The sequence below is a fragment of the Nocardioides sp. P4_G10 genome (assembly GCF_056401175.1).
Window position 1 is genome coordinate 224,592 of record NZ_JBFUJV010000001.1, and the last position, 18,802, is coordinate 243,393.

The window sequence follows — 18,802 nt, forward strand, 5'->3', positions numbered from 1 at the left end:
AGCCGCCGTAGGGCTATGCCGCACGTGCAGGCGCTGGCGCGGGTCGGTGGAGGCCGTTCCGCGCCTGCCGGCTGAGCAGCTGCTCCAAGTCGCGCAGGTCGCCCGTACGAGATCCACGCAAGAATGCCGCCACCAGTTCACGATGGAGTTCGCGGTCCAGGGATCGGTGGGAATCGCCGTGCAACTTCGGCTGTGCTCGACGTACGAGCTGGCGGGAGTTCGCCGTACTCGTGCCCAGAAGACCTGCGATGTCGCAGTACGGGTAGTCGAAGCCCTTGCGCAACAGATAGGCGGCGAGCTCACCCCGCGTGAGCCGGGCCATCAGGTGCGCGAGCGTTCGTTCGACCGCCCCGATCTGCAGCGCACGGGCCGAGGGGTCGTGTGCATGATCGGCCCTGTCCAGGATGGGTGAGTCGGTCGGGGTCTCGCGGCGGTGACGGGCGGACTGGATGACGTTGATGGCGAGGTTCGTGGTCGTCGTCGTCAGGAAGGCGGCGGGGTTCTTGATCTGGCTACGGTCGGTTCGCTGCCAGCGCATCCAGGCCTCTTGCACGACGTCCTCGGCGCTCGCCGCGTCCCCGATGACGCGAACTGCGAGCCGGAAGAGCCGCATCCTCTCCCTTTGGAACAGCTCCAGGGCGAGCTCGAGCTCAGTCGCTGCCGCGCAGGCCGTTCCGTGATCCGGTGGGGCGGTCTCGAGACCGATCAAAGACATGTGGCACTCCTAGGGGCTGACCCGCCACCGTTCGGCGGCGGTGTCAACACCCTGTTGTTCTGCCGGTCCTGATCGCGCCACGGACGTCCGTGGTCGAGTCCGTGGTGGGCGCGTGGTGGCGAGCAGCCATGCGGTGGAGACGCCGAGGATCGCTGCGCCTTCGAGGCGCATCGGTGCTGTCACACCCGACGGCGGGGCGCGGTCGTCTCGACGAGCTCCGCCACGGATCAAGGAGGCAGTCATGACCAACGTCGCCACCACCCCCACGAGCAGCTGTCGCGACGCACTCGGACAGGGAGCCCGGGCTTCGACGGCGCTCTTGGGCCACCCTCCCCTGCGCCGTACCCGGATCCCTCTTGCGCGGCAGATGCCTTGCCCGGTCTGCGCTCCGCACGAGCACCATCTCTTGCCCTGCGACACCGCCGGCTGCGCCTGTCAGGATCCACCGATTCCTGGAACCACCCGGTAGGCGTGAGCGCGTCACGGTCCTCGAACGCCGTGCCTACGGGTGACATTTCCGCACGTCGCGCCGACCACTGTCGGCCAGTAGGCTGCCTCGCAGAGCTGACCAGCAGCCTGCGACGAGGGTGTGGCTGATGACCGATGACGCCGGTCGACCCGATCCGGCCCATGTGAGCACCACTCCGCCCCGGCCGCGAGTGGGACTCCTGATCGGCCGCGAGCACGAAATGGCTCAGCTCGAAGCACTTGTCGAGCACGCCCGATCTGGTCGAAGTGGAGCACTGGTCCTGCAAGGCGAGGCCGGGGTCGGCAAGACGGCGCTGCTGGACCGTCTGACGGCAGCCGCGCCCCCCGATGTGCAGGTCGAGCGAATGGTCGCGACCGAGGCCGAGATGGAGCTGCCGTACGCCGGCCTCCACCTGTTGTGCGGACGGATGATGCAGTCCGCGGACGAGCTCCCCGACACGCAGCGCGAAGCGCTGGAGACCGCATTCGGGATCCGGGACGCGGGTGCGCCGAACCCCTTGGTGCTCGGGTTGGCGGTTCAGGGCCTCCTCGCCCGCGCCGCCGCCGCCGGCGCCCTGTGCTGCGTGCTCGACGACGCGCAGTGGCTCGACGACGTCTCAGCTCGGGCGGTCGCGTCGGTGGCCAGGCGTCTGTCCGCCGAGCGGGTGGCGGTGGTGATCGCCGTACGCCATCACGACGACAGGCTCGCGGACCTCCCTCAGCTGCAGCTCACCGGTCTCGACGACCAGGACTCCCGCGCTCTGCTGCGCTCGTCGCTGCCAGGGGCCATCGACCGGCGGGTGCGCGACCAGCTGATCCTCGAGGCAGGGGGCAACCCGCTCGCTCTGCGTGAGCTGCCACGCACGCTGAGCCCGGCAGAGCTCGCGGGCGGCTTCGCCCTTGCCCGCTCGATGCCCCTTCAAAGTCGCATCGAGCAGAGCCTGCTGGCCCGCCTCGAACCGCTTCCCGCCGCCACCCGGATGATGCTCCTGCTGGCTGCCGCGGACCCGACCGGGGACGCCGGTCTGCTGTGGCGGGCCAGCGCGAGGCTCGACCTGGGACCGGAGAACCTCGACCTCGCCGAGCAGGCGGAAGCCCTGGTGGTCGCGGAGCGGGTCAGCTTCCGCCATCCCCTCATCCGCTCCGCCGTGTACCGGGCCGCATCCCCCGCAGACCGACGCACGGCGCATGCGGCCCTTGCCGATGTGACCTATGCAGACCGGGACCCCGACCGGCGGGCATGGCACCGCGCCCACGCAACCGTGCGACCGTCTGCGAGCGTGTCGGACGACCTCGTGGTGTCGGCCGAGCGAGCTCGGACACGCGGCGGCGTCGCGGCTGCCGCCGCGTTCCTCGAACGCGCGGCCGAGCTCTCACCCGATCCACGGCGACGCGCCGAGCTCATCGTCGGAGCCGCAGAGGCCAAGCTCGACGCCGGTGCGCCCGAGGGCGCACTTCGGCTCCTTGACAGTGCACGCGACGAGCGGCTGACGCCCCTGCAAGAGGCGCTCATCAGCCGGTTGAGAGCCCGGGCGGCGTACGCGCTCAGGCGTGACCGGAGTGCGCCTCGGCAGCTGCTCCGCGCCGCTCAGGAGCTCGAACCGCACGATCCAGCCCTCGCACGCGACACCTACATGCTGGCCTTGTCCGCGGCGATATACGCCGGTCGACTGGGAGAGCCAGGAGCCCTCGACGAAGTTGCTGGGGCGATCCTGGACGCGACCGCCGGGGACACGTCTCCCCTGGCACGCGACCTGATCCTGCGCGGTCAGGCGCTGATCTGTGCGAAGGGCCAGGCCGCTGCACTGACCACGGTGCGCCGCGCGGTGGACGCGTTCCGCAAGCAGTCCGCAGACCCTCGCGAGCTGCAATGGATGTGGCTCGGGGCACGCGCAGCACAGGACATCTGGGATGCGGAGGGCCTTCGCACGCTCGCTGAGCGGCAGGTGGAGGTGGCACGCGAGGGGGGCGTACTCACCGTCCTGCCGATGGCCTTGAGCCTCCTGTTCGTGGCACGCATGTTCGACGGGCACCTCGACGAGGCTGAGGCATTGTGCGACGACATCGACGCAATCCTCTCGATCACGGGGCACCCGCTCCCGCTCTACGGCCGGATCTCCGTCGCTGCCTATCGTGGTCAGGTCGAAGAGGTCGAAGCACGGGTCGCCGAGCTTCGGGCCGATGCTCACACCCGAGGCGAGGGGTACGCCCTCACGGTCGCCAACATGTCCGAGGCACTCGCCTACAACGGCGCCGGTCGCTACCACGAGGCGCTCGCATCCGCCCGGGGCGAGCTCCCCCACGTGGACGAGCTGGGCCACGCCATGCGAACGCTGCTCGAGCTGGTCGAGGCTGCCTGCCGCGTCGGCGAGCGCGCACTCGCCCAGGAGGCGTTCGACCGACTCACGGAGGTCACCCGTCCGGCCGGGGACAGTCCATGGGCCGGGGCATTCACCGCCCTCGCCGAGGCGCAGCTGCGGGACGGAGCGGACGCCGAGGTCCTCTACCGCCGTGCCATCGCCGGGTTCGACTCCATCCGGGTGCCGATGCTGAGGGGACGCAGCCAGCTCCTGTACGGCGAGATGCTGCGACGCGGGGGCCGGAGGCTGGAAGCCCGCGAACAGCTTCGCGCCGCCTACGAGGTGCTGTCGGCGTGCGGGATGGCCGGCTTCGCCGAGCGGGCCCATCGCGAGCTGATGGCGACCGGTGAGACGGTCCGCACGCGCAACCCGGCAGGGGCAGACGAGCTCACCGAGCAGGAGCGCAACGTGGCCACGCTGGCGCGCGACGGGCTGACCAACCGCGAGATCGGTTCGCGCCTTTTCATCAGTGCCCACACCGCGGAGTGGCACCTGCGGAAGGTCTTCACGAAGCTGGGCATCAAGTCCCGGACCGAGCTCGTCCGGATCCTTCCGGACCACGGTTGACCCGTTGTGGGCGCGGTGGATCCGCCGTCCTCGAGAGCTCCACCTCAGCGCAGTCCGCACGGGCGAGGGCGATCACCGTGGCAGCGGTGCGCTCGAGGTGACTGGAGCCGTCCGGCAACTTCGCCGTTGGGCTGATGTAGCTGCGTTGACCCACGTGCGTGGCGGGGTCGAGTCGCTCAACGGTGACCTTCCCGTCGCGGCGAGCCCGGTTCCAAGCGCTCCAGTGAAAGACGCGCCAGCGTAGAGGGAAGATCCAGACGCCGAGCCTCTCGATGTGGTCCTGCGCGCTGGTGAGCTGATGCACGTGCCGGCCATGGGTGAGGTCGTTCGCGCCGTTGTGGAAACCTCCCAGGAGGATCACGGAGACCGGAGCCCGCAGCTGTGGGTGCAGTTCGTTGACCGACCCGGTCGCCACCTGGGCGCCACCGCTGTAGCCGAGCAGGACAACCGGGACACCGCTGCCCGCCCGATATCCGGCACGTTGCAGCTGGGTGGCGATCTGCGTTCCGACGGCCCGGTTGTAGAGGGGTCGGTACCTCCGATCAGCAGCGACGAAGGTCTGCATGACGTTGTGGAAGAACAGGAGAAGCCCGGCTCGACGGCGTAGCCAGGACCACACCGGGCGGTCTGCGAGGGGGGCGGCAAGCGGCGAGTAGGGCTGCACCTGGCCCAGCACGCGAAATTCCGGCGCGCCGGCAATGACGGCTCTCACCAGTTGTCCCCCGTCTCGGCTGTCCTGGTAGTGCCGCTTGCCGATGCCGTCGAGGTAGACGAGATATCCGGCGGGAGGACGGTCTGGTGCGGCCCCCCGGGCGTGCGGGAGGCCCTCGGGCGATTCGGTGTGTGGGATCCGCCAACCCACGCTGTAGGCGAGCAGCTCGTAGCGGGCGAGAAGGGCTTCGACGATGAGAGCGAGGCCGAGCGCTCCACCCAGGAGCAGCGCGACGTTCATCTGAATGCCTCAGGCGTGTTCGCGGCGATGAAGCGGCCGACGAGGTGCCGCACGATCTCCACCACCGCGGCCAGCGCGACGCCGGTGACTGCCAGGCACGCGGCCGCAGCGCTCCACCCGAGCCCGCCGGCCGCGGCCAGTGGTCCGGCCAGGCTGGCTCCGACACCCAGGAGCAGCAGCAGGTGCAGCGGCGGACCGAGCATCGGAAACGCGAGGATGGCAGTCAGGATCAACGGCGCCACCAGCTCGGCTGTCCACGTGATCCCACCGAAGTCCGGCTCTGCCGCGGGCCGAAGGTGCTCTGCCAACACGGACGCCGTCACTGGCCAGAGGGCGATGACGGCGGACTCGGCGAGTGCGCCGGTCAGGAGGAGTCCAGCAGCGAGCGGTCGCGACATACCAGGTCTGCGAGACACCAACCGTAGAAGTCGGCCGGCGGCCTCCGACAGTCCGGCCAGGAGGATGAGTGCGAGGACCGGCGACGTCATCAGCTACGCGCCGGGGGTTGGTCGAGTGCTGGCTCTTCGGCGGCCCGTGGCGTGCATGTAGTCCTCGAGCTCGTCGACCACTCGTCGTGAGCCACCTGCCTTGCGCTGCGCGATGCTCATCGTGGCGGCGGCCGATCGATACTGCTCGTCGTGGAGCAGCTCGCGTGCGCGGGCGCGGACCGTGCCCTCAGTGACGTCCTGCGTCCGGATGGTCAAGCCGTTTCCCAGCTCCGCGATGCGGCGGGCGACCATGGGCTGGTCGGCGCCCTGCGGCACGACCAGCATGGGCACTCCCGCATACATGGCTTCGTTGACGCTGTTCATTCCTCCATGCGTGACGAACAGCGCGGCCCGTCGCAGCAGGTCCACCTGGGGAACGGTCTGGCGGACGAGCGCGTTGGGGGGCAGCGGAGCCACTGCGTCGGGTCTCGTCTGTCCGGTTGACACGACCACGGTGCCGCCCAACGGGGCGAGCGCGGTGGCGAAGGTTCGAAGCAACTGAGGATCGGCCTTGAAGACAGTGCCGAGCGACACGTACAGAACCGGGTCTTGGAGGCGCTCCATGGGAAACGCCGAGTCGGTCGGACGCGCACCGGTGCTGGGGCCGACGAACCGGTAGGACTGGTCGAGAGCCTCGGCCGCTGGCTGGAACTCTCGTGACGTGTAGACGAGGTTGAGCGGTTGGTGGATGTCTCCGAGATCCAGGAGCGGTAGCTGACGAGCGTTGAAGCGGCGGCCCAGCGCAAGACGCGCTTGCGCATAGCGGCCAGAGTGAATCGGATGGGCCAGCGCTGCGAGAAGCAGGTCGCGCGATGCAGAGGTTGGGCTGCGTACGTGCTGGTTGAAGGCGAACGTCGTGAAGGACGACGCCGCAGGGACGCTCAGCTCGTGGGCGGCGATCGCTCCCCAAGGACAGGCAGCGTCGTGGACGATCACGTCGGGTTGGTCGTGGCGGTGGTCGGCAAGGACAGCCGGAAGGACGCGGAGCGCGATGCGGGCGAGGTTCTCCAGGTATCCCAACGGAGTGGGCGGGTCCGGTGGTGCCTGGTCGCCGCCCGCGTAGAGGCGAACGGTCGCGCCCGCGCCTTCTACCTCGGACTGGAATGCGGGTGTGGTGTGGTAGACGACCGAGTGACCCCGTCGCACGAGCTCGGCCACCACGGGCAGCGTCGGGTTGATGTGTCCGTGCAAGGCGACGTTGTGGAACGCGACTGTGCTCATCGCCCGACCTCCAACAGCTCCGTAGCGGTCCCCAACGTGCGTGCACGAGCGGTCGCTGGCGCCTGGCCGGCCCGGTACAGGCCCGGACCACGCACCTGTAGACCGTCGAGGAACGCCCCCGCGGTGTTGACCGCTGTGGTGATCAGCCGCTGCGATTGCCGGAAGTCCCACGGCGCCGGCCATTCGTCGACTCCCGTCGGGACCACGATCGTCGGAATGTGCTGTGACACCTCGTGCAGGTCACGCTCGATCTGGTGTCGCCCCCAGACGCGCCCAGCTCTGGCGACCACCGAACCCGCTCGTCGGCGCGGTGAGGGCCGCAGCGGGGTGCTCTCCGGTCCTGTGGACATCACCACGGCACTCGCAGCACCGACCTCCAGGGCCGCCAACACAGGCACGTGGGCCACGAGACCGCCGTCGACGAGCGTGCGACCGTCCCGATCCACCGGAGGGAGGATCCCGGGGATGGCCGCGCTGGCCAGCAGTGCGGACTCGAGGTCACCATGGTCGATCAGCGCTGGGGCGCCGGTGTCGAGATCCATCGCCACGGCGGCGAAGGGAACTGCCAGGTCCTCGATCCGCTGAGGCAGGCCGGACCGAGAAATGAGCCGCCGGAGTCCGCGGTCGGCGAAGAGACTGGCACGGGACGGCCGAAGGTCCAGCGGGAAGACCTTGCTGCGGCGTAGGTGTGCCCAGACATCGTCCAGCCGTTGCGAGGCGTCATCGGGATATGCGGCTGCGATCGCGCCGGTCAGGGCGCCGACCGATGTTCCGATAATGAGGTCTGGCGCGAATCCGCGCTGTTCGAGCGCGTGCACGATGCCCACGTGGGACGCTCCGAACACTCCGCCGCCGCCCATCACGGCAGCAACAGGACGCGGAAGGGACGCCAGCGCCGCACAGCGCGTCAGCTGGTGCCGGTCCCAAGATGACCTGCAGGGTGTCTGAATAGCGAGAGCGGACACGGCGCACCACCGGGTTGTGTTCGGACAGGACACGAAGATGGACCGCGGGATCGGCGGAGTTGTGACACTCCCCCGTGGAGATCTCCACGATGCTGCGCACCGTCAGCGCGTGCCGGGAGCGCACCTCGGCTACTCGGACCCACCGATCGAGCTACGGGTCGGCGGTCGGCTCCCTCGCGGACGCTCCAACAGCGACGATGCAGCGCCCATGAACCAGTGCTTGTCGACGCACCTGAGCTTCACGTGCTCCACCGGACCGTCCGTGCCTTCCTCGTAGAACCGCCAGGTCACCTCAGCAGGCGCGCCGCACGCAGGACACGACGTCAGTTCCATCAACGCCTCCAGGGTCGCGTGGGCGGATCAACCGTCGGCTGCAGGACCGGACAGCCTCCGATTCTGTGACGCTGCAGCCCCGACCCGGCACCGCGCCCGCCTCCGACGCTGCGCCTGCTGACGGCCTGTCACAGAGATGTCGAGTCGCCGGTCGTACACAGGACCAGCAGCTCGCCCCCATCGGAGGTCATCGTGTCGCCCTACATCGAGACGGAACGGCTCGTGCTCAGGCCGTGGATACAAGGCGACGCCGAAGAGGCGCTCTCGATCTATGGCTCACAGCAGGTGTCTCGCTGGCTGACGCCGGACCTTCGCGCAGTGCGCACACCGGAAGAGATGCAGACGGTGCTGCGCCGGTGGGGCGACGTGGACGACCACAGCGTTGTCGGCCATTGGGCGGCACGCTCCCGCCGCGATGGGGCGGTGGTCGGTGGATTGTCCTTGCAGTACGCCCCTCCCGGCGGGGACAGCGTTTCGATCACCTGGCAGCTGGCGCCCACGGCTTGGGGGAACGGCTACGCCACCGAAGCGGGTGCGGCTCTCATCCGTTGGGCCATGCACGAGCGCGGTGTCATCGAGGTGTTCGCTGTGGTGCAGCCGGACAACGAGCGAGCAGCTGCGACCGCCGAGAGGATCGGCATGGAGTGGATCACCGAGCTCGGCCACCTGACGCAGGGCAGGTACCAGGTCTATCGGATCAGGCACGGCGATCTCGACTATCACGAGTAGGCCGCCCGTCCTCGGCCGGCGACCTTCCGAACCACCAGTGCGACGTGCCAGATGGGGCGCACCCGCGCGACGGTCAGCAGAGGGATGGATCAGCGCGGCTGTCGCGGCGAACGAGGGGAGGCAAACCAGTGGTCGTACCGCCGTTCATGCGAGCTGCCTACATCCGCGCACACGGGACGGCCGACGCCGTCACCTTCGGTGAGCTGGAGACACCATCGGCCGGGCCCGCGGACGTCCTCGTCCGCATGGAGGCGACAACGGTCAACCACGTCGACATCTACGTCCGCTCAGGGGCCTATGCCACCACCACGACATTCCCGTTCGTCATCGGTAGGGACCTGGTGGGCGTTGTCGAAGCCGTTGGTGACGGGGTGGGCGACACCTTCTGCGTCGGCGACAGGGTCTGGACCAACAGCCTCGGGCATGCAGGAAGACAGGGTTCGTTCGCTGAGTACGCGACAGTGCCGAGCGAGCGCCTGTACCACCTCCCGGAAGCGGTCGATCCCTTCGCGGCAGTCATCGTCCTCCACACAGCAGCCACCGCCCATCTCGGCCTCTTCGGCAAGGCGCGGCTTGCGCTCGGCGAGACGGTCTACGTCACCGGCGCCGGAAGCGGTGTCGGCACCGCCGTCGTCCAGCTGGCTCACGCCGCGGGGGCGCGGGTCATCGCGGCGGCAGCACCTCGCGACCACGACTGGTGCAGGGCGCGGGGCGCTGACGTAGTCCTCGACCACGCCGCACCGAACGTCCACGACACCATCCGACGGGCCGCTCCGGACGGCGTCGACGTGTGGTGGGACAACATGGCGCGGCACGACCTGGAGTCCGCCCTTCCGCTGATGCGTCGGCGAGGTCGGATGGTGATCATGGCGGGAGTGAGTGCGACGCCCAACCTGCCTGTGGGCTCGCTCTACACGCGCGACCTCAGCCTTCTGGGGTTCGTCATCAGCGAAGCCTCGATCGGCGAGCTGGCGGCGGCGGCGCAGTCGATCAACGCCTTGCTGGCGGCTGGCCACCTGGTCGAGAAGACCGGACCTGTGCTGCGCCTCGCCGAGGCACGACAGGCGCACACCGTGATGGAGTCCGGTGACCGCAGGGGGCGGATCGTGGTTGTCCCGTGAGTGCCTCAGCGGGTGCCAGGGCCGCGGTCGGCGGTGACGGGCCCAGACGACGACACGCGCGACTCTCGGCCGCCGCCCGGCGCGTCGGTCCGTACGAGATCGGCGACGAGATCGGCCGAGGCGCCGCGTCGCGGGTGTTCGCGGCGCGCCACCTCGCGTCGGCGGAGTGGGTCGCGTTCAAGGAGTTCCGGTCGAGACCCGGGACTGCCCACGAGCACGAACGCTTCCTGGCCGAGGCCCGGATCCTGGGGTCGATGGATCATCCCCATGTGGTGTCGGTCAGGGACGTCATCGAGGACCACGACACCTGGGCACTCGTCATGGAGCTCGTGAGCGGAGGTTCGCTGCGCCACCACATACGTTCCGGGCTCGGCCTGGCTCAGGCGGGACGCGTGCTGGAGGACGTGCTCTGCGGGCTCGGCCAGCTGGCGCGCCACCACGTCGCACACCTCGACATCAAGCCCGACAACCTCCTGGTGACGTCGAGCGGCCGGGTCAAGATCGCTGACTTCGGCGTCGCCCAGGAGCTACCACCGGGTCGGGAGCGTGTAGCCGTGCTCCTGGGTGGGACACCCCAGTACCTGGCACCCGAGCAGGCCGCAGGTGCGCCCCTGGGCACGTGGACCGACCTGTACGCGGTGGGGATCCTGGCCTTCGAGCTGCTGGTCGGGCGCCCGCCCTACGCCGACACCCTGGACCCCGTCGAGGTCATGGACCGCCACCTGCACGACCGGGTCCCCCGGGTCTGCGACCTCGTGCCCGGCATGAGCACGGCGATGGCGGACTGGATCGGTCGCATGGTCGCCAAGACGCCGTCGGACCGACCGGAGTCGGCCGGGGTCGCCTGGCAGGACCTGGAAACGCTCCTGACCGAGGGCCTGGGCTGCTCCTGGCGGCTCGCGGCAGGCCTCTGAGGAGACGTGGTCGTCGACGCCGGCGCCTGCAGGACGGGGAGGTCCGCGGTGTCACACGGGGGGTGCCGCAGCGGTCGCACCTTCGGGCAGCGAGCCGCGACCTTCCGGCTCCCCCGACGCCGCAGCGCCCGCCGGCGCTGACCCCACCACCCCAGAGAACAGGAACGCACCATGACTCCCACACCCAGCCCCCATCGACGTACGACGCGTCTGCGCCGCACCTGCGCCGCACTCGTCCTCGGGACCCTGGCCACCGTGCCGGTCGAGGCCGCCGCAGCGACGGACGCGGAGACAGGACGGGCACCTCAGGGAAAGCCGACGGTCGTGCTGGTCCACGGCGCCTGGGCGGACTCCTCCAGCTGGACCGGCGTCGTCCGCCGGTTGCAGACCGACGGGTACGACGTCATCGCCCCCGCGAACCCCCTGCGCTCCCTGGCGTCCGACTCCACCTACCTCACGGACCTCCTCGACACCATCGACGGCCCCGTCGTGCTCGTCGGCCACTCGTACGGCGCTGCGGTGATCTCGAACGCGGCGGCGCACGACGCGGACGTGAAGGCCCTCGTCTACATCAACGGATCCGTTCCGGACGAGGGCGACGCGGTCGGACCGCTGGCGGGCCCGGACTCGGCGCTCTCGGTGGCTGACCCGACCACGATCTTCACCTTCGTGCCCGGCACGCTCCCGCCCACTCCCGGCAGTGACGTCTACCTCAGGAAGTCGACGTTCCTCGCCTCGTTCGCCACCGGGCTGGCGCCGAGGGCGGCGACGACGCTGTGGGCCACGCAGAAGCCGATCACGCTGGGGGCACTGAACGAGCCGGCCACCGCCGCCGCGTGGCGGACGCACCCCAGCTGGTACCTCGTCGGCACGAAGGACCTCGTCATCCCGCCGAGCGCCCAGCACCAGCTGGCTCGCAGGGCCGGCTCCACCGTGGCGCACTTCAACGCCGGCCACCTCGGCCTCATCACGAAGCCCGCGCCCGTCGTCCGCATCATCGAGCGGGCCGACCGCGCCACCCGCTAGGGCCCCTCCCAGCACCCCCGGGCCCCGCTCACCGATCGGTGGGCGGGGCCCGTTGATCTCCATCTCCGGGCCAGCCGGTCGTCACATCCGACGGCGCTGTCCTGTCGTTCCAGGCAAGACTCCCGAGCACCAAGGACGCCCCATGCCACAGCACTTCCTCGAGCCCGAGGCCCAGCAGATCGCCGATGCCACTGCCGAGCCGCCGTACTTCTACGACCTGACTCCCGAGGCTGCCCGCAAGGTCCTCGACGACCTCCAGGCACTGCCGACGCCGAAGCTCGACGTCGACGAGGAGTGGGTCACCGTCAAGGCCGACGTCGGGGACGTCCGCGTGCGCATCGTGAAGCCCGTCGGCTCGACCGGGCCGCTTCCCACGATCCTCTACGTCCACGGCGGCGGCTGGGTCCTGGGCAACGCCGCGACGCACGACCGGCTGGTCCGGGAGCTCGCCGTCGGCGTCGACGCAGCCGTCGTCTTCGTGGAGTACGACCGATCACCGGAGGCGCGGTACCCCGTCGCCATCGAGCAGGTCTACGCGACCGCGCGGTGGATCGGGTCCCAGGGGACCGCCGTCGGGCTGGACGCGAGCCGGCTCGCCATCGCCGGTGACTCGGTCGGCGGCAACATGGCCGCGGCGACCGCCATCCTCGCCAAGCAGCGGGGCGACGTGTCCTTCCGCCACCAGTCGCTCTACTACCCCGTCACGGACGCCGCCCAGGACACCGAGAGCTACCGGGAGTTCGCGGAAGGCCCGCACCTCCGCGCGAAGTCGATGGCGTGGTTCTGGGACGCCTACCTCCCCGACCTCGAGAAGCGCTCCGAGATCACCGCCTCACCGCTGCGCGCGACGCTCGACGACCTCACCGGCCTGCCCGAGACCTTCCTCGTGGTCGACGAGAACGACGTGCTGCGGGACGAGGGCGAGGCCTACGGCCGCAGGCTGACCGAGGCCGGCGTGCGCACCACGAGCGTGCGCTACAACGGCACGCTCCACGACTTCATGATGCTCAACCCCGTCCGACCGTCAGCCGCGGCCACCGCCGCCGTCGAGCAGGCCGTCCTCGTCCTGCGCAAGGCGCTCGGGACCCACTGATCCGACGCGGCAACGCCCGGCGTCACGCCCGGCTGCCGTCCCCTGACACCCCGAGACACTCACCCCAATCACAAGGAGAACACCCATGTCCCACACCACGCCCACCGTCGTCCTCGTGCACGGCGCATTCGCCGAGTCGGCCAGCTGGAACGACGTCATCAAGGACCTGCACGACCGCGACATCACCTCGACGGCCGTCGCCAACCCGCTGCGAAGCCTGAGCGGGGACGCGGAGTACGTCCGCGACGTCGTGGCGAGCATCGGTGGCCCGGTCCTGCTCGTGGGGCACTCGTACGGCGGCATGGTCATCACGCAGGCGGCCGCTGACAACCCGGCCGTCACCGGGCTGGTCTACGTGGCTGCGTTCGCCCCGGACACCGGCGAGAGCGCGTTGCAGCTCTCCGGAAGCTTCCCGGGCAGCACCCTCGGGGAGGCACTCAACGCCTATCCCCTGGCCAACGGCGGCACGGAGCTCGCGATCCGCCGAGATGTCTTCGCAGCCCAGTTCGCGGCCGACGTGCCGGCCCCCGTGGCGGGCCAGATGGGGGCGACGCAGCGGCCCGTGACCGAGGCCGCGCTCGCCGAGGGCCTGCCGACGTCGTCCCCGGCGTGGAAGACGCTCCCGTCCTGGTTCGTGTTCGGGGACGAGGACCGCAACATCCCCGCCGCCGCCCTGCGGTTCCAGGCCGAGCGAGCCGGCGCGCGCACCGCGACCGAGGTCGGGGGCGCGTCGCACGCGATCAGCGTCTCGCGGCCCGAGGTGGTCGCGGAGCTCATCGCGACGGCTCACGCCGACGTCGTCGCGACGGCTGCTGCATGACGACCCCGTCGTCTCACCCGCAACGCATGGGGCCACTCCGGCACGCGCGGACCGACGTGCTCGACATCGCGTACCACGAGAGCGGGCCCGCCGACGGCGACCCGGTGGTCCTCCTCCATGGCTTCCCGTACGACGTCCACAGCTATGGCGAGGTCGCCCCGCTCCTGGCGGCGGCCGGCCACCGGGTGATCGTGCCCTACCTGCGCGGTCACGGTCCCACGCGCTTCCTCCGCCCCGCCACCATGCGGTCCGGGCAGCAGGCGGCCCTGGGAGCTGACGTCGTCGACCTGCTCGACGCACTCGGCATCGCCCGCGCGACCCTCGCCGGCTATGACTGGGGTGGACGCGCCGCGTGCGTGACAGCCGCTCTGTGGCCGGACCGGGTCACGGGGCTCGTCAGCGTCAACGGCTACCTGGTCCAGGACGTGGGTGCAGCCGTGCGCCCGCTCCCGCCGGCGATCGAGGCAGGGTTCTGGTACTTCTACTACTTCCTCACCGAGCGCGGCCGCGCCGGTCTCGCGGCTGACCCCAAGGGGGTCGCCGACGTCATCTGGCGACGCAACTCCCCCGCGTGGGCCTTCAACGAGGCCACCCTCGACCGCACGGCCGCGGCGTTCGCGAACCCTGACTACGTCGACGTCGTCGTCCACTCCTACCGGCACCGGCTGGGCCAGGCGCCGGGCGCGGTGGCGTACGACGCCATCGAGCAGCAGCTGGCCCGGACACCGTCGATCGACGTCCCCACCGTCACATTGGAGGGCCTCGCCGATGGCAACTTCCCCGCCACAGAGGGCCTTCCGGACGAGCACCGTTTCCGGGGGCCACGGTCCCACCGACGAGTCGAGTCGGCCGGGCACAACCTGCCCCAGGAGGCCCCTGCTGCCTTCGCCCGAGCCGTTCTCGACGTGAAGGACCTCGCGCGCACCGGCGAGGCGCACCAGCTGACCTAGGGAGACAGTGATGAAGCAGATCGTGGTCGTCGGCGGAGGTTATGCGGGGTTCTACACCGCGTGGCAGCTGGAGAAGCGTCTCCGTCCCGGCGAGGCCCAGGTCACGGTCGTGGACCACACGCCGTACATGACCTACCAGCCCTTCCTCCCGGAGGTGGCCGCCGGCTCGATCGAACCGCGTCACGCGGTCGTCTCCCTGCGGCGCAACCTGAGGCGGACGCGGATCGTCAGCGGCCACGTGACGGCCATCGAGCACGCCGACCGTGTCGTGCACGTGCGCCTGGCCGACCACTCCGCGCTCCGGCTGACCTATGACGAGGTCGTCGTCACGGCGGGTGCCGTCACCCGCGTCTTCCCGATCCCCGGGATCCCGGACGAGGCCATCGGCCTGAAACGGATCGAGGAAGCCGTTGCCGTCCGCGACTCCATCCTCGGCGCCTTCGACCGGGCGTCCTCGCTGCCGCCCGGCGCCGAGCGCGACCGGCTGCTGACCGTCACCTTCATCGGTGCCGGGTTCGCCGGGGTGGAGGGGTTCGGCGAGCTGCTCAGCCTCGCCCACGCCCTGTGCGAGCGACTGGGCATCCCTCCCCGCGAGCTCGGGTTCCACCTCGTCGACGCGAGCGACCGGATCCTTCCCGAGGTGTCCCGGAAGACCAGCGAGTGGGTGGTCGCCTTCCTGCGGCGACGAGGCGCGCAGGTCCATCTCCGTGCCACCGTGCTGTCGGCCGTCGACGGCGTCGTGCGCCTGTCGACCGGGCCCGAGATCGACTCCGGCCTGATCGTGTGGACCGCGGGAGTCGCGGCCAACCCCGTCATCTCCAGCCACACGGATCTTCCCCTCACCCCACGCGGACTCATCGTGGTCCGACCCGACCTCCGCGTGGGTACGACGGAGTCGCCCGTGCCGCATGCGTGGGCGGCCGGCGACGACGCGGCGGTGCCCGACCTCGCCGCCGGCCCGGGCGCGTACACCGTCCCCAACGCGCAGCACGCTGTCCGGCAGGGCAAGCGGGCCGCCAGGAACGTCGTGGCCGTGCTGCGGGGACGTCAGCCGCGGCCCTACCGGCACCGCAACCTCGGAGTGGTGGCCACGCTGGGGCTCGGGTCCGGTGTGTTCCAGTCCGGACCGGTCGTCGTGAAGGGCCTCCCCGCATGGCTGATGCACCGCGGCTACCACGTGCTGGCGATCCCCACGTGGGACCGGAAGCTGCGCGTCACGGGCGGGTGGGTGGCCGCCTCCGTCCTCGGCCGGGACATCGCGTCCCTGGAGTCCGTGCAACACCCTCGCTTCGAGTTCGGCAACGCCGGGCAACCGTGGCAGCCGGCACCCCGGCATGCCGCGACGAACGCGAGGAACGCATCGGAGGCCGAGGAGGCCGCCGAGGCCGCCCCGGAAGGGGCTGCTCGAGGGAACGCGGCGAAGGCGACGAGCGGGTCCAGTCGCTCTCTGCTTCCGGCATGGCGGCTGTCACCGCCCCGGTGAAACCCGGTCAGTCTCGTTCTTACCGGCGACTCGGCCTTCGCCGCGTTGCCAGGTCGACAAGGTGGCCGCGCCGGATGTGACAGACCCGCATCGCCCGCGCGTCGGACGTCGACACGGGTGTCACACGGCGGCTCGGCCCGCGGTCGAACCAGCACGTAGCAACGGACCCACCACCTTCGGAGGACAGCAAGCCATGACACGCGTCGACCTCGCCGCTCAGGACCCCGCTTCGCTCGATGCGCTGGGCGCGCTCAACTCGCAGATCGATGCGGCGGCCTCGGCTGCCGGCCTCGACCTCCTCACGCTCGAGCTGCTCAAGGTCCGGGTGTCGCAAGTCAACGGGTGCGCCTCCTGCCTGCGCCTCCACACGCGCGAGGCGCTCAAGCTCGGAGAGTCTCCGGTGCGCCTCGCTCTCGTCGCCACCTGGCGCGAGTGCCAGTACTTCAGCCCTGTCGAGGAGGCGGCGTTCGCCGTCGCGGAGTCGGTGACCCGGATCAGCGACGGTCCGATGTCCGACGCACTCTACGACGAGGTCGCGACCGTCCTGACCGACGAGCAGCACAGCGCTCTCGCCTGGGCTGCCATCAGCATCAACGCCTGGAACCGGGTGGCACTGACCAGCAAGTGGCCCGTCGCACCGGAGTCGCCCCCGGCCGAGGACGACTGAGTCTCTCGTCTGCTCGCACCACCGCGACCGGCAGCGAACACCGGAGGAGTCCTCATGATCGAGATCCTGATGACGTGCCGTACGTGCTGGGACGAGATCGCGGTGGACATGGCGTCAGCCGTGCTGCGGATGGACGTCGAGCCCCGCGCGGCTGCCGAGCTCCTCTTCGCCTGCCCGACGTGCGACGCGCACACGGTGCGGCCCGTCGTGGGCGAGCTGCTGACGCTGCTGCTGTTCGTGGGGATCCGACCCCTGACGATCAGCGAGCCCGGGCTGGAGCCCGACGACGTCCCTCCGTGCCATGCCCCGATCAGTCGGGACGAGCTCCTGGACTGGCACGAGCAGCTGGCGTCGATGGACCACCTGCCCGCGGAGCTGGACGACGAGACGTGAGGCTCGTGGCGCTCCGGCTTCGTGCCCGCGGCCGCCGCTGCCGACCTAGCGGATCACGCCGACGAGGATGAAGACCGGCGACAGCGAGAAGCCGCCGGCGACGACGACCGCGGTCGTCGAGGCCGCCAGGCGCGCGACGCGTCGACGTCGCTCCGTGCTCGTCCAGCCCAGGGTCTGCAGGGCGCTCCACGTCCCGTGCCACAGGTGGAGCCCGAGGGCCACCATGGCCGCCAGGTAGAGGGTGGTCGACCACCAGACGCTGAAGGTGTCGACGACGAGCACGTACGGGTCGTTGACCGGTCCGCCGGTCACGTTGACCTTGCCGATCGTGAAGTTGGCGAGGTGCCAGACCAGGAACAGCAGCAACGCTGTCCCGCCGGGACGCATGCTCCGCGACGCGAGCGAGGTGTGGGTCACCGGACGCACCACATACCGGACCGGACGGGCCCGACGAGCACGCCTCCACAGCAGCGCCGCGCAGGTCACGTGGACGCCGAGGGCGACGACGAGACCCGCCCGCATGACCCACAGCAGTCCCGACCTGGGAAGGATCGGCTGCCCCAGCGTCCGCAGGTGCTCGGCGTACTCGTTGTAGGCCTCGTGCCCGCTGAACGCCTTCAGGTTCCCGTACATGTGGCCGAGGACGAAGGCGATGAAGACGAGCCCGCTCACGGCCATCAGCAGCTTGAGGCCCACGGTTGACGTGACAGCGCGCGTCGAGCTCACCGCGGCACGGTCCTCGACCTGCCACGCGTCACGGGCCGCATCAACGCGCCCCGGCCAGCCAGGAGTCCAGTCGTGTCTCCCCCACGTGCAGGTCGGGCAGCAGAGCGGTGTCGCCGGCCTCGAAACGGGTTCCCAGGTACTCGGCGGCCACGTCGCGCACCACGCGGCGCTGGTCGCCCCGGGCCTGCATGAAGGCGGTCACGAACTCGTCGAAGAACATCCGCTCCGGACCAGCCACCTCGACCTTGCCTCCCTGGGGGTCGGACGCGACGACGTGGGCGAGGACGCGCGCGAGGTCGGCGGCGGCGACGGGCTGGATCTCCACGAAGGGAACGCGCACCGACGAGGAGAGCGGCTGGTCACCCGTCGGTCCGGTGAGTGCCTCGTAGAAGGTGGTGGACCGCACGACGCTGTAGGGCACGCCGTGGGCCCGGACCATCTGCTCCTGCCTCTCCTTGCCCCGGAAGTACTCGCTGGTCATCCGGTCTGCGCCCACGATGGACAGCAGGACGTGGTGCTCCACCCCAGCCCGGTGGCCCGCGTCGAGCAGGTTGCGGCTGGAGGTCTCGAGGAAGTCGAAGGCGCGGCTGTACGACACCGAGGCCGGCACGTTGACCGTGTCGACGACGACGTCGGCGCCCTCGAAGGCCTCGGCCAACCCCCGCCCGGTGAGCGCGTCCACACCGTGGCTCGGGGACGCGACGACGACGTCGAACCCGTGGTCTGCGAGGGAGCTGACGACCCGACTACCGATGCGGCCAGTGCCGCCTGCAACGACGATCTTCATGATCCCTCGACCGCGTGGCCGTCC

18 protein-coding genes are annotated in these 18,802 nt (G+C 70.3%); 11 read left to right on the plus strand and 7 right to left on the minus strand.

Going from position 1 to position 18,802, the window contains the following annotated elements; translation table 11 throughout:
* Positions 1-13: 13 nt before the first annotated feature.
* Positions 14-715: a sigma factor gene (locus AC1DP1_RS01050; RefSeq protein ID WP_477505261.1), complete on the minus strand. Its 702-nt coding sequence runs from the start codon at positions 713-715 to the stop codon at positions 14-16.
* 596 nt (positions 716-1,311) lie between these two features.
* Here AC1DP1_RS01050 and AC1DP1_RS01055 point away from each other — a divergent pair.
* Positions 1,312-4,110 (plus strand): ATP-binding protein, encoded by a 2,799-nt coding sequence (locus tag AC1DP1_RS01055; protein WP_477505262.1) that lies wholly within the window; start codon positions 1,312-1,314, stop codon positions 4,108-4,110.
* On the opposite strand, the gene AC1DP1_RS01060 is transcribed toward AC1DP1_RS01055, so the two are convergent.
* From AC1DP1_RS01060 to AC1DP1_RS01075, 4 genes are all read right to left on the minus strand, one after another.
* A complete protein-coding gene (locus AC1DP1_RS01060; protein WP_477505263.1) occupies positions 4,064-5,062 on the minus strand; it encodes a hypothetical protein in 999 nt (332 codons plus the stop codon). The two genes, AC1DP1_RS01055 and AC1DP1_RS01060, sit on opposite strands and share 47 nt — an antisense overlap.
* Positions 5,059-5,460 carry a hypothetical protein gene (locus AC1DP1_RS01065; RefSeq protein ID WP_477505264.1) on the minus strand — a complete coding sequence of 134 codons (402 nt, stop codon included), beginning with the start codon at positions 5,458-5,460 and terminating at the stop codon, positions 5,059-5,061. The genes AC1DP1_RS01060 and AC1DP1_RS01065 overlap by 4 nt, the downstream gene beginning before the upstream one ends.
* Positions 5,461-5,553: 93 nt before the next feature.
* A complete protein-coding gene (locus tag AC1DP1_RS01070) occupies positions 5,554-6,771 on the minus strand; it encodes a macrolide family glycosyltransferase (RefSeq protein ID WP_477505265.1) in 1,218 nt (405 codons plus the stop codon).
* Positions 6,768-7,631 (minus strand): patatin-like phospholipase family protein, encoded by an 864-nt coding sequence (locus AC1DP1_RS01075; protein WP_477505680.1) that lies wholly within the window; start codon positions 7,629-7,631, stop codon positions 6,768-6,770. The genes AC1DP1_RS01070 and AC1DP1_RS01075 overlap by 4 nt, the downstream gene beginning before the upstream one ends.
* A gap of 630 nt (positions 7,632-8,261) precedes the next feature.
* Between AC1DP1_RS01075 and AC1DP1_RS01080 the strand changes: the two genes are divergently transcribed.
* The 10 genes from AC1DP1_RS01080 (at position 8,262) to AC1DP1_RS01125 (ending at position 17,265) form a co-directional block, all read left to right on the plus strand.
* A complete protein-coding gene (locus tag AC1DP1_RS01080) occupies positions 8,262-8,798 on the plus strand; it encodes a GNAT family N-acetyltransferase (protein ID WP_477505266.1) in 537 nt (178 codons plus the stop codon).
* 146 nt (positions 8,799-8,944) lie between these two features.
* Positions 8,945-9,919 carry an NADPH:quinone reductase gene (locus tag AC1DP1_RS01085; protein ID WP_477505267.1) on the plus strand — a complete coding sequence of 325 codons (975 nt, stop codon included), beginning with the start codon at positions 8,945-8,947 and terminating at the stop codon, positions 9,917-9,919.
* Positions 9,916-10,833, plus strand: a complete 918-nt coding sequence (locus AC1DP1_RS01090; protein WP_477505268.1) for a serine/threonine-protein kinase — start codon at positions 9,916-9,918, stop codon at positions 10,831-10,833. The genes AC1DP1_RS01085 and AC1DP1_RS01090 overlap by 4 nt, the downstream gene beginning before the upstream one ends.
* Before the next feature lie 171 nt (positions 10,834-11,004).
* Positions 11,005-11,859: an alpha/beta fold hydrolase gene (locus AC1DP1_RS01095; RefSeq protein WP_477505269.1), complete on the plus strand. Its 855-nt coding sequence runs from the start codon at positions 11,005-11,007 to the stop codon at positions 11,857-11,859.
* 142 nt (positions 11,860-12,001) lie between these two features.
* The gene (locus tag AC1DP1_RS01100; RefSeq protein ID WP_477505270.1) at positions 12,002-12,952 is read left to right on the plus strand and encodes an alpha/beta hydrolase; all 951 of its coding nucleotides are present in this window, start codon (positions 12,002-12,004) and stop codon (positions 12,950-12,952) included.
* A gap of 85 nt (positions 12,953-13,037) precedes the next feature.
* The gene (locus AC1DP1_RS01105; protein ID WP_477505271.1) at positions 13,038-13,772 is read left to right on the plus strand and encodes an alpha/beta fold hydrolase; all 735 of its coding nucleotides are present in this window, start codon (positions 13,038-13,040) and stop codon (positions 13,770-13,772) included.
* 26 nt (positions 13,773-13,798) lie between these two features.
* Positions 13,799-14,722: an alpha/beta fold hydrolase gene (locus tag AC1DP1_RS01110; protein ID WP_477505272.1), complete on the plus strand. Its 924-nt coding sequence runs from the start codon at positions 13,799-13,801 to the stop codon at positions 14,720-14,722.
* A gap of 10 nt (positions 14,723-14,732) precedes the next feature.
* Positions 14,733-16,205 (plus strand): NAD(P)/FAD-dependent oxidoreductase, encoded by a 1,473-nt coding sequence (locus tag AC1DP1_RS01115; protein WP_477505273.1) that lies wholly within the window; start codon positions 14,733-14,735, stop codon positions 16,203-16,205.
* A 193-nt stretch (positions 16,206-16,398) separates the two neighbouring features.
* Positions 16,399-16,872 carry a carboxymuconolactone decarboxylase family protein gene (locus tag AC1DP1_RS01120; protein ID WP_477505274.1) on the plus strand — a complete coding sequence of 158 codons (474 nt, stop codon included), beginning with the start codon at positions 16,399-16,401 and terminating at the stop codon, positions 16,870-16,872.
* Positions 16,873-16,926: 54 nt separating this feature from the next.
* A complete protein-coding gene (locus tag AC1DP1_RS01125) occupies positions 16,927-17,265 on the plus strand; it encodes a hypothetical protein (RefSeq protein ID WP_477505275.1) in 339 nt (112 codons plus the stop codon).
* Positions 17,266-17,310: 45 nt separating this feature from the next.
* Here the strand turns inward: AC1DP1_RS01125 and AC1DP1_RS01130 are convergent, their stop codons facing one another.
* Positions 17,311-17,991, minus strand: coding sequence for a succinate dehydrogenase cytochrome b subunit (locus tag AC1DP1_RS01130; RefSeq protein WP_477505276.1), 681 nt, complete (start codon positions 17,989-17,991; stop codon positions 17,311-17,313).
* 40 nt (positions 17,992-18,031) lie between these two features.
* Positions 18,032-18,778, minus strand: a complete 747-nt coding sequence (locus tag AC1DP1_RS01135; protein ID WP_477505277.1) for an SDR family oxidoreductase — start codon at positions 18,776-18,778, stop codon at positions 18,032-18,034.
* Positions 18,779-18,802: the final 24 nt, after the last annotated feature.

Excerpts from the sequence above, each read along its gene's own strand:
- AC1DP1_RS01050 (WP_477505261.1), bottom strand. The coding sequence starts at position 715 with ATGTCTTTGATCGGTCTCGAGACCGCCCCACCGGATCACGGAACGGCC.
- AC1DP1_RS01055 (WP_477505262.1), top strand. The coding sequence starts at position 1,312 with ATGACCGATGACGCCGGTCGACCCGATCCGGCCCATGTGAGCACCACT.
- AC1DP1_RS01060 (WP_477505263.1), bottom strand. The coding sequence starts at position 5,062 with ATGAACGTCGCGCTGCTCCTGGGTGGAGCGCTCGGCCTCGCTCTCATC.
- AC1DP1_RS01065 (WP_477505264.1), bottom strand. The coding sequence starts at position 5,460 with ATGTCGCGACCGCTCGCTGCTGGACTCCTCCTGACCGGCGCACTCGCC.
- AC1DP1_RS01070 (WP_477505265.1), bottom strand. The coding sequence starts at position 6,771 with ATGAGCACAGTCGCGTTCCACAACGTCGCCTTGCACGGACACATCAAC.
- AC1DP1_RS01075 (WP_477505680.1), bottom strand. The coding sequence starts at position 7,631 with ATGGGCGGCGGCGGAGTGTTCGGAGCGTCCCACGTGGGCATCGTGCAC.
- AC1DP1_RS01085 (WP_477505267.1), top strand. The coding sequence starts at position 8,945 with ATGCGAGCTGCCTACATCCGCGCACACGGGACGGCCGACGCCGTCACC.
- AC1DP1_RS01095 (WP_477505269.1), top strand. The coding sequence starts at position 11,005 with ATGACTCCCACACCCAGCCCCCATCGACGTACGACGCGTCTGCGCCGC.
- AC1DP1_RS01100 (WP_477505270.1), top strand. The coding sequence starts at position 12,002 with ATGCCACAGCACTTCCTCGAGCCCGAGGCCCAGCAGATCGCCGATGCC.
- AC1DP1_RS01105 (WP_477505271.1), top strand. The coding sequence starts at position 13,038 with ATGTCCCACACCACGCCCACCGTCGTCCTCGTGCACGGCGCATTCGCC.
- AC1DP1_RS01110 (WP_477505272.1), top strand. The coding sequence starts at position 13,799 with ATGGGGCCACTCCGGCACGCGCGGACCGACGTGCTCGACATCGCGTAC.
- AC1DP1_RS01115 (WP_477505273.1), top strand. The coding sequence starts at position 14,733 with ATGAAGCAGATCGTGGTCGTCGGCGGAGGTTATGCGGGGTTCTACACC.
- AC1DP1_RS01120 (WP_477505274.1), top strand. The coding sequence starts at position 16,399 with ATGACACGCGTCGACCTCGCCGCTCAGGACCCCGCTTCGCTCGATGCG.
- AC1DP1_RS01125 (WP_477505275.1), top strand. The coding sequence starts at position 16,927 with ATGATCGAGATCCTGATGACGTGCCGTACGTGCTGGGACGAGATCGCG.
- AC1DP1_RS01135 (WP_477505277.1), bottom strand. The coding sequence starts at position 18,778 with ATGAAGATCGTCGTTGCAGGCGGCACTGGCCGCATCGGTAGTCGGGTC.